This is a genomic window from Chthoniobacter sp. (assembly GCF_040003245.1).
In the GTDB taxonomy this organism is placed as follows: Bacteria; Verrucomicrobiota; Verrucomicrobiia; order Chthoniobacterales; family Chthoniobacteraceae; genus Chthoniobacter.
Map to the genome: position 1 here is coordinate 1 of NZ_JBDUCX010000238.1, position 10,385 is coordinate 10,385.

Below are 10,385 nucleotides of genomic sequence, written 5' to 3' on the forward strand. Positions count from 1 at the left end.
ACCTCGCGCTGCTCACGCACTCGGGTTCGCGCGGCACGGGCGCGCAGGTGTGCGATTTCTACAGCAAGCGCGCGATGGCCCGCCACGAGCACTTGCCGAAGGAACTCAAGCACCTCGCGTGGCTCTCGCTCGACGACGCCGACGGCCAGGAATACTGGGCCGCGATGAACTTGATGGGCCGCTACGCCGCGGCCAATCATGCGCTCATCCACCAGCACATCGGGCGCAAGCTCGGCGCGCACCTCGTCCTCGACATCGAGAACCATCACAACTTCGCGTGGAAAGAACGCCACGTCGTGAATGGCGAAGAGCGCGAAGTGATCGTGCACCGCAAGGGCGCGACGCCCGCGGGCGCCGGCGTGCTCGGGGTCATCCCGGGCTCGATGGCCTCGCCGGGTTACGTCGTGCGCGGCAAGGGTTCGCCCGCGTCGCTGCACAGCGCGTCGCACGGCGCGGGCCGTGTGATGAGCCGCACGAAGGCGCTCCAGTCCTTCACCTGGAGCGCGGTGAAGAAGCAACTCGCCGCCGCCGGCGTGGAGCTCCTCTCCGCGGGCCTCGACGAAGTGCCGGGTGTCTACAAGGACATCGCGCAAGTGATGGCCGCGCAGACCGACCTGGTCGACGTCCTCGGCCGCTTCGACCCGAAGCTCGTGAAGATGTGCCCGGCGGGCGACCGCGCGGAAGACTGAGGCGCTGCGCGCCTAACATCCAACACCCAACATCGAACATCCAATGAATGACATCCTGAACAAACCAACCGTGCTCGTGCTGAACCGGCACTGGCAGGCGATCCACGTGAAGACGCCTGCGGAGGCGTTTTGCATGATGGCTTCCGACGCGGCCGCCGGCCTCGATATTGCGGACGGCAACTTCCTGCCGACGAGATGGAGCGACTGGGTCGCGCTGCCCGTGCGCGAGCATGATCTCGCGGTGAAGACCGCGCGTGGTCCGGTGCGTGTACCGACAGTGGTCGTCGCGGCGAACTACACCCGCGTGCCGCTGCGCCGTCCGAGATTCGGCGCGCGTGGCATCTGGGAGCGCGACGGCGGCGTGTGCCAGTACACGGGTCGCAAGCTCGCACCGAAAGAAGGCAACATCGACCACGTCGTGCCGCGCTCGCGCGGTGGCAAAACCTCGTGGGAAAACTGCGTGCTCGCCCACCGCGAAGTGAATTCGCGCAAAGCCGACCGCCTCCCGCAGGAAGCCGGCCTGCGCCTGCGCACGCGTCCGAGCGTGCCGCGCGCCCTGCCGGTGACCGCCTTCATCCGCAACCATCACGACGTCGCCGACTGGAATCACTTCCTGCGCCCGGCGTGAAGTTCCGACTCCGAGCCGCTGCCTGCCTGCCAGGCAGCGGCTCGCATCGTTGGTGGTGTGAGGTGAGATCTCGGGTGTAGGGCGCGTGTCCTCCCGCGCCGGGCTGGCGCTGCGAAACAGATCAACGCCCGGCGCGTGAGGACACGCGCCTGCACCTGAAAAGCCACGCCACGTGTTACTTCGCGGGCATCGATGGCGGCATCGGCGGGGGCACCGCCGCCGCTGCTGGCGGGACTGCCTGCGCCTTGGGTTTCCGCCGGAAATAACCGCCGCTGCCGAAGTTCTTCCAAGCCAACTGCAGCCAGCGAATCAGCGCCATGGCCAGCCAGAGCGCCCAGACGAGCATGAAGAAACGATACCACCAGATGGAAATCGAAACGCATTCGCAGTGTGGGAGCAGACCGTCGCTGCGCGCCTGAAACCAGCGCAGTGCGGTTTGCGTGGAGTCGTTGCCGGTGATGAACATCTCCGGGCGGCCGAGCAGTCCTTCGCCGACGGCGGTGAGCAGAATACCGAGCGCGGCGGCGGTGAGCAGGATGAGCACGATTTGCAAAAAGTTGTAGCTCACCCTGCCGAGCTGCTGCTGGAAGGAATCGCTGCCCCGCCAGGCAATGAAGAAAAGCCAGCCGACGACAGCGAGCGCCGCGGGCAAGGGCACCTGGGTGAGGCCGATGACGAGCAGCATCCACTCCGCCGAAGCCAGCGGCGAACGCGCCATGCGGCCCAGCGGGAGGGCGGCGAGCAGCGAGCAAATGAGGATGCCCCAAAAGCGCACCGCAGGCCCGCGCTGTGGCCCGCTCGCCCACAGCACCCAGCGATCCTCGGGCACCGTGATGGTGCTTTGGATATTGGCACTTTCCACTGGCAGGCGCACTTCGTCGGTAGCGACGCGCACGCTGAGGGGCACGTTGCGTTTCCAGCCGATGGCGATCTTCTGCTCGCCGGGATGCACGGGGATGATGAGCTTACTGGCCTCCTTGCGCACGGGGATCGCCGCGCCATCGTGCGTGAGTGAAGTGACTTCGGCGTCGGCGGGCAAGTCGACGAGGAAGTCTTCGCCGAGGCTGCACCGTAGCGCGAGGTCCAGTTGGGAAGTGCGTTGGCGTTTGCCGAGCGTTAATTCGTGCGCGGCGCGATTCACGGTGACCGTCACTCCGGCCATGGCCTCGGGCCGGCTGATCGCGAGCGCGACGCTTTCCCCGGGCCACGGATGCCACACCGGCACGAGATTCGCATCCGTCGGTTCAAAAATTGGTGCGAGACCGGAGAGCGTGACATTCCACACCGGCGAGGCCACGAGATGCCAGCGTTCCACCCAGGTATCTTCGGCGCGAGCGGACAGCGTGAGTTCCTTGGTCACGGCGAGTTCGCTCTCCCACGCGAAGGATTGCTCCTGTGCTCCGAGACGCACTTCGATGAAACCATCTTTCACGATGGCTCCGGAAGTGAGCACGTTCTCGCCGGGCACGAGAGGAATGCGCAACACCGCGGCTTTACCGCGCGGCGACAGCCGGCTCAGGGTCGTGTGCACTTGCCAGACCAGCCCCAGTTCGAGTGTGCGATCGACGACCGCGATCGATTGCACGGCCTGCTGCTCGTAGCTGGATTGCTGCGCCGTGGCCTTTTGTTTGCGCGTGAGGATGACCTGCGTCTCCGGGACGCCATCAGGCTTTACGCCGCTGATATTCCACTCCGGCGCATCGATCTTCACCTGGCGCGGCAGGAGCACATAGGTCCATTCCCATTCGGTCACGTTGGCCAGCGAGCCTTCGACGTGCACATGGTGCACGCCGGGCTCGAGCAACAGCCAGAGGTAACCATCGTCGCGCCGCATCGAAACTTCGGGCTTGTCATCGACGAGCACGGTCACGGGCGACCACCCGGGCAGGCGGCCCGGCAGCGGCACGCCGGTGCGGGCGGCGGCGTGGATCTCCGCATCGAGAACGACCTTTTGCTCATGAATCGTGAGCGTCGCGGTTGGGATGTCTGCCGCGTGCGGGTAAGCGTCGGAAACCTCGAGCAAGCGCTTGCGCAATGTTTCGAGCGTGTTCGCATCGGGGATCGTCGTTTGCGCCGAGGCATTCGAAATGAGGATCGCGAAGACGAGTAGCACGGCGGCTTTTCCACTCGCCCTGAAAACGGCGCCGCCGATCTGGCGCACGCCGAGCAACATTGCGGCGAGTAGGAGCAGCAGCACAATGCGCAGCGCGGTGAGCACACGCTCGAGAGTGAGGGAGATCAGGATCGGGCGGACTTGTTGCGTGGCGGAGACCGGGCCATTCCACCCGAAGCTCACCTCCCGCCACGTCCACTCCGGCACGCCGGGGCCGGTTTGGATGCGGGCCTTCGCATCGTAGCTCATGTTGTCCGAAGCTGCCCAGCCCTTCTTCAAGGAGAGGCTCGACGAAATGGTTGCGGTCGTGACGTCTGCGCTCCTGCTCAACGTGGCCCGGCCTTCGCCGTCCGCCATTGCTTGGGGAGCGACCGGGCTGTTGGGAGTAGCCGCGAAATCGGGTGTGTGAGCAAAGTGTCTCACGTTCGTCGCACCGTAGACGGCGTTCGGTTCCAATTGCGGATAGAGCGCTTCGACGACCTGTCCGGCGACAAAGGGCACAAACACGAGGACAAACATGCCGACCGCGATCCATTTCCCGATGTGCACTACCCGCCGGCCCCAGCCTTCCGGCACCACCCGTTGCAGGGCGAGCGGTACGAGCAGGACGAGCCAGAGATAACGCGGCGCATCGGGTTCATGATACGAGAGGCCGAAGGCTGCGAAGGCCAGCAGCGCCGCGCGGAGACCCCACAGCCGGAAGACCGCGAGGGTGAAAACGAGTAGGAGAAACAGGTCGAGTAGAGTCCACGCGGTGAGCCAATCGCCATGCACCCAATCCGCGCCGAAGAGCGCGAAGAGCCGCCAGCCGGGCGGAAGGTTGAGCGTCATTTGCAGCGAGTCGGCATCTGCGCGCCAGCCGGTGGCCGGGAGCGACGCAGCGCGGGCCATGCGCCCGGTGGCTTCGAGGTTGAGATTGCGCGTACGAATTTCCACCCCGGCGGCGCCATCCTGGGGATTGCGCGTGATGAGTTGGCCCTGCCCGCTGCTGCGCACCGAGCCGAGGTCCTGCCCGGCGGCCGCGTCGAGCCGCCAGATCTGCTGCATGTGTCCGGAGATCGTATCGCGAAAAGTTAGGTCGTGCCCGTTTTCGTCGAGCCACCATTCGCGGGAGATGTGCAGCCTTTCGAGCTTTTGCTGTCCCATGCCGCGCATGCGTTCCTCGACCTGAAATGGTGTGCCGGTGTCCCAGCGATACACGGGGAGGCCGCGCCATTGTTCCGGAAAGGTCGTCTGCGACACATCGACGGCAGGCATCCCCGCAATCTCGACCGTCCGAAAATCTGGCTTTGCCTGGAAGCCCACAAATTCCTCCGCGACGGCCGGCTTCGCGCCGGTCGCGTAGCGAATTTCCTTAGGCTGATCCAACCGAAACGCGTCGGCCTTCAGTTTCCACCGCCCCGCGCGCACTTGCGCTTTCATCCGCCCCGCATCGTCCACGGCGACCGGGATCGGACCTTCCACGGACGAGAGTTTCCAGCCTTCGGGCAGCACGACACCAAGATCTTCTTCGCGGCTCTTGCCGGAAACGATGAGCTCCACCTCGGTGTGCAGCCACAGCGGGATGCCGTCTTCGATCATCGCGTAGACCTTCATCGAGAGGGAGTTCGTGTCCACCTCCTCGGTCGAGGCACCGCGCTTCAGCCAGAGATCACCCTGCGCGTCCCACGACGGCGCCTCCACCGGCTGGCCATCGATGACCAGCGCGAGAATTCCGATCTCGCGCGGGATGGAGATGCGCTGCGGCACCGCGTTCCACTGGTAAGCGCCTTCGAGGTGAAAGGTGCCGGCGCTCAAGCGCACCGCCGGATTCAAGTTGTGCTCGATCACCACGACGGGCGAATTGTTCGACTTCACGCCGGTCGGCCACACGCTCGTCCCGCCCGGCAACGGCACCCAGGTTTCGCTGAAGACCGTCACAACCATGTCGAACTGCGCGCCGGTCTGGTTCACCTGCAAGCCCATACGGGAAGGCCAGAAGCACAGGTGCTTGTTCGCGTCGGAGTAGGGCGTCGGACAGGCGCGCTGGGTGTCGTCCCACGTCGCCCACGTTTCCCAAGCCTTGAGCGGCTCTGGGATTTGTTGGCCGGCGTCTGCGGCTGGCGCGGTGGCGTGGCAGAGTGAAGTGAGCGCAATACCCGCGACGAGTATTGTCCGAGCAAAGAAACGGGACCGGATATTTTTCATAACGGGGAACGAGGGCGAACTATTATAGCAGCCGGGGGATCCGTTGCGCGAGAGCATCCTGAACCAAACCGCGGCGGGCCCAACCGGAAAATTCCGGCTCCGAGTCCGCACCCACGCCGAGACCCTGATCACCCTGCGCAGCAACAATCCGCCGATGCCCATTCGTGGGCGCGGTGGTGCCGGGCACCAGCGGCCATTGGGCCGTGGTGGAATGCGATAACCTCGCTCCGAAGAATGGTCTCGGCCGGCTGCTCTATTTCACCGGCAGCAGTGCCGCCGATGTGGATATCGACTACCTGACGCTCAAAAAACAGCCGCGCCACGCCGGCCCCTCGCGCCGCTGTCTCTCCTTCCTCCATCGCCCCACCCAATGAATCCATTCCATGAGTACACGAAAACTGAACACCGCGGTCATCGGACTCGGCTTCGGTGCTGAGTTCATCCCGCTTTGGCAAGCGCACCCGCACCCGCGCTGCTCTGCCATCCGCCAGCGCCAAATCGGAACCCCGTGATCTTATTGAAGAGGCTCTGCATCGCCCTCGCCCCCGCCGATCTCTTCCGCCGGCGAACGCTGCGCATCGGCTTCAACGAGCAGCGAAGGACTTTCGGGTGTGACGGCGGATCTGCGAAATTGGGCAAGATCAACGAGGCGCTCGCGACGAAGTGGGTTCGCGGAAATGTGTGGGTAGTGGTTCATAGTCTGGCTGGTGCTGAAGTTTTTTGAGAGCGGAACGATGGCCGACGCCTTCGCGGTTGTCGCGGCCGGTATTCTTACATTTCCGTAAGGTTTTCCGTTGGAAGTCCATCTGCGCTCAACCGGATATCCGATCGCCGGTTTCCGATTGCCCCACCGTTCGTCTGTCCGCGTCCATTCCCGCATCTCACACAGCTCGGCCTCGACTATCCGGGCACGAGCAGCCGCGTGCGATTTTTTTCTGATGATGAGGCAATACCCGTGGTTAAAATTGCCGCTCGAATGTTGATTGAAACCAGCGAATCGGCAGGTCAATGACTCCCGACAGAATCGGAGATTGCAAATCGACCGGACGAGAGCGTTGAAGATCACTTTCGAAGACGCGCTCTTGTTCCCGAGCGAAGCTAGGATCGAGAACGACGAGGTTGGCCTCATCGTTGATGGCTAGAGAACGCGGATCGAAGTTGGCGGAGCCGACCGAGACGAAAAGGCTGTCCGCGACAAGGAGCTTCGAGTGCAGCATGGTTCCGCGGAATTCGTAGAGTTCGACTCCCGCGGCGCGTAAACGCGGCCAGCGTTTTCGAGAAGCCAGACGTGCCGGTGAGAAGTCGATGTGGCGGCCGGGCATAATCACCTTTACCTTTACCCCGCGTTGTGCCGCCGCGCAGAGTGCTTCGGTGAGCGCTCTGTCCGGGACGAAGTAGGGATTCTCAATGAGTAAGGATTCCCGAGCCCCCGCAATCGCGAGGTGATACATCAAACCTACCGTGTAACGCCCACGCTGTGGAGCACTGAAGAATGCACCCGCACGGGCATGGCCGATTTCGGTGAGCGCTGGAAAATATCCGGGGCCAAGAATGACCTCGTGATGAACGGCGAACCAATTGGAGTGGAACGCCGCTTGCAACTGCGCCACGACTGGCCCCTCGACTCGATAGTGCAGATCCCTCCACTCGTCGGAGCCGCTGGAGTGGCCATGCCATTCGTCGCCGATCCCCACGCCGCCGATGAAACCGATCTTGCCATCGACCACGAGGAGCTTGCGGTGCGTCCGATAGTTGAGTCGCCAAAGGTCGGCAGAGAAGACCGGATGGTAGACCTCCAATTGCACACCGGCAGCCCGCAGTGCGGCGAAGTAGGCGCCGGCTCCGAACGAGCCCAAGTCATCGACGATCATCTTCACCTCGACGCCAGCGCGGGCGCGTTCCGCGAGTGCATCGACGAACTGCTGGGCAATCCCCCCCCGGTGGAAGACAAATGTCTCGAAAGTAACGGTGTGCCGGGCGAGATGAATCGCCCCCAGCATCGCGGGAAAAATCGCGTCGCCATCGCTCAATGTGGTGATGCGATTGCCAGGCAGAAAGCTCGCGCCGAGCATCGATCCGGTCGCTTGGGCGAAATCGGGACTGTGGATCGCGCTGATTGCCGGTAGCGGCTCATGCAATCGCCGCACGGATGTACATCCGCTCAGGCCGAGCGCAGCGACGATCAGCGCGGGCAGGCCCAGCATTATGGGGCTCGAAATCAGTCCAGGCAGACCGATCATGGGCGCGGGTCCGACATTGATATCTCCCTCGAGATCTGATTGGGAGATTCCAGCTTGGGCGCCGGCAGGGTGGGCGCTTCTCCCCGGATTACTCTCGCCTTTCTTTCAGGGCGCTCTTTGGAGGATCTGCGGAATCGTATCGGTCTGGCAAATGCCTACTATGCGGGTAATCACGGCATGCAGATTCGCGGGCCAGGGCTGACTTCATCCGACGGCTTGGCGGTGAGTTGTCGAGCGGAGTTGGTCGATGCACTCACGTTTCTCGGGAGATGCACCAAACGGCTTCGGGGCGTTTTTATCGAGGACAAGAGAATGGCCGTGACCGTCCACTGGCGGATGGCGGACCCAGGTGAGGGAGTGGCTTTGCGAGAATTGATGGAAATCATCGTCCGCCATCATCCCCGGTTGCGAGTGTTCGAGGGTGAGGCCTGCTGGGAGCTCCGGGCGCGGGCTTCGTGGAATAAAGGTGACGCGTTGATGCAGATGCTCTCGCACCTACACCTCTCATCCGCCGATACGATTTACGTCGGAGACCACCTTGATGATGAAGACTCCTTCTCACGATTGCTCGGTGGAATGACTTTTTGCGTCGGGAATGCCGCGGTAAGCAAGGCGCAGTTTGTCGTGGCAAGCTCGCCGGATGTAGTCCGGCTCCTCTCTCGCATTGATCAAGCCGTCAATGAATTGCCGTTCGATGCATTGGATCCTTGCAAAAACAAAGCGACCGGAACGTGAGTTATTCCGCGACCTTCGACGGCGGAGTCGATCAGTCCGATCACGCGTGCGGCTTGTTTTCCTGCATACCGTCGCCGGGCGAAACGCTCCCTTTCGGGAATGTAATGGAACAGCGGGAGACAAGCCGGTACCGAAAAACGAAGCTCCATACAGAAATATTGGAATGATGCACGCTATCGCTGAAACCATTCACGCCAGGACTTGGACACGGGGGATGTTACATGATCTGATCGCCGAAAAACTAGGCGCCAGAAAGCTCATAGTTGTGGCCAATCGTGAGCCTTACATTCACCGCTATCAAGGCACGCAGATCGAATGCATCCGACCGGCGAGCGGCATGGCGACAGCGCTGCATCCCATCATGGCCGCCGCTGGAGGGACGTGGATCGCTCACGGATCAGGTACCGCGGATCGCGCGGTGGTCGATGCTTCGAACCGGGTCGAAGTGCCGCCAGAAGATCCGGCGTACACGCTGCGGCGGGTGTGGCTCACACCAAAGCAGGAAAAGGGATTTTATTACGGATTGTCCAATGAAGGGCTCTGGCCGCTCTGTCACATGGCCTTCACCCGACCGGTCTTTAGGAAAGAGGATTGGGAAGCTTACAAGGAAGTGAATGCGCTATTTGCGCGGGCAGTAATCGAAGAGGCGGGTGACGGTCCGGCGTTGATCTTCATCCAGGACTATCACTTTGCCCTACTGCCGCGGATGCTCAAATCCCTGGCGGGAAATCGCCTCGTGATCGCTCACTTCTGGCATATACCCTGGCCAAACCGCGAAATATTTCGCACCTTTCCGTGGCACGCCGAACTGCTTGATGGGCTGCTCGGCAGCGACCTGCTGGGTTTTCAGGTTCGCCACCATTGCCAGAACTTCCTCGATACGGTGGATCGCACCATGGAAGCAAAAGTGGATCACGAGAGGTTCGAAATTACCCGCAAGGCGAGCCCTACCAGGGTCCGTCCGTTTCCGATCAGTATCGATTGCGCCGAGCACGTCGAACACGCGGCAAGCGATGAAGTGGCACAAGCCATGGAGTCCTGGCGTGATCGCTTGCAGCTCGGAAAGCGTTCTCTGGGAATCGGGCTCGAACGACTCGACTACACAAAGGGTATTCCTGAGCGCTTGCGTGCCTTTGATGATCTGCTGCTACGTCATCCCGAGTGGCGCGGGCGGGTCGTCTTCGCGCAGGTGGCGGTGCCGAGCCGTTCACACCTCGAGGAATATCGTAATTTGGAAGAGGAGGTCGACGGGCTGGTCGCACAGATCAATGGCCGATGGAGGAAGGGCGATTGGGAGCCCGTTGTTTTGCTCAAACGGCATTTTGATTCGACCGACATGATGGCTTTGCATCGCCTGGCGCAGTTTTGTGTCGTCAGCTCTTTGCACGATGGAATGAATCTTGTGGCCAAGGAGTTTCTCGCGAGTCGAACCGACGAGATGGGCGTTCTCATCCTCAGTCGATTTACTGGTGCGCACCGGGAATTACCCGAGTCTCTCGAGATCAATCCATTTGCGATTCACGAAGTGAGCGATGCGATGGCCTGCGCACTTGAAATGTCGCCGCAAGAGCAACGGAGGCGGATGGTGCGGCTTCGAGCCCAAGTCGCTTATAACAATGTCTTTCGGTGGGCGGGCAAATTTCTTTCCGAACTGCTGCATTTAGAATTAAACGAATATGGACAAGACGCTACACTGGACGAATCACTGGGAGGCCATCGCCGCAAAGATAGAGCAGCAGCCTAACCCGGATATTTCATCCTTTCTGCAAAAAGTTAGCGAAGTCCCCGCGGTA

7 protein-coding genes are annotated in these 10,385 nt (G+C 62.0%); 5 read left to right on the forward strand and 2 right to left on the reverse strand.

What is annotated here, in order from left to right; all coding sequences use genetic code 11:
• Positions 1–689: RtcB family protein (locus ABJF10_RS24860; RefSeq protein WP_348547323.1), on the forward strand; the 689-nt coding region annotated here is incomplete at its 5' end.
• Positions 690–732: 43 nt separating this feature from the next.
• Positions 733–1,317 carry an HNH endonuclease gene (locus tag ABJF10_RS24865; protein ID WP_348547324.1) on the forward strand — a complete coding sequence of 195 codons (585 nt, stop codon included), beginning with the start codon at positions 733–735 and terminating at the stop codon, positions 1,315–1,317.
• 175 nt (positions 1,318–1,492) lie between these two features.
• Here the strand turns inward: ABJF10_RS24865 and ABJF10_RS24870 are convergent, their stop codons facing one another.
• The gene (locus ABJF10_RS24870; RefSeq protein WP_348547325.1) at positions 1,493–5,617 is read right to left on the reverse strand and encodes a hypothetical protein; all 4,125 of its coding nucleotides are present in this window, start codon (positions 5,615–5,617) and stop codon (positions 1,493–1,495) included.
• Positions 5,618–5,790: 173 nt separating this feature from the next.
• Between ABJF10_RS24870 and ABJF10_RS24875 the strand changes: the two genes are divergently transcribed.
• Entirely contained in the window at positions 5,791–5,991 is a 201-nt protein-coding gene (locus ABJF10_RS24875; protein WP_348547326.1) for a hypothetical protein, read from the forward strand.
• A gap of 585 nt (positions 5,992–6,576) precedes the next feature.
• Here ABJF10_RS24875 and ABJF10_RS24880 read toward each other — a convergent pair.
• Entirely contained in the window at positions 6,577–7,821 is a 1,245-nt protein-coding gene (locus ABJF10_RS24880) for a phospholipase D-like domain-containing protein (protein WP_348547327.1), read from the reverse strand.
• Positions 7,822–7,926: 105 nt separating this feature from the next.
• Here ABJF10_RS24880 and otsB point away from each other — a divergent pair, with 105 nt between their 5' ends.
• Positions 7,927–8,592 carry a trehalose-phosphatase gene (otsB, locus tag ABJF10_RS24885; RefSeq protein ID WP_348547329.1) on the forward strand — a complete coding sequence of 222 codons (666 nt, stop codon included), beginning with the start codon at positions 7,927–7,929 and terminating at the stop codon, positions 8,590–8,592.
• Positions 8,593–8,755: 163 nt separating this feature from the next.
• Complete coding sequence (locus tag ABJF10_RS24890; RefSeq protein ID WP_348547328.1) at positions 8,756–10,336, forward strand: trehalose-6-phosphate synthase; 1,581 nt, start codon at positions 8,756–8,758, stop codon at positions 10,334–10,336.
• Positions 10,337–10,385 lie beyond the last annotated feature (49 nt).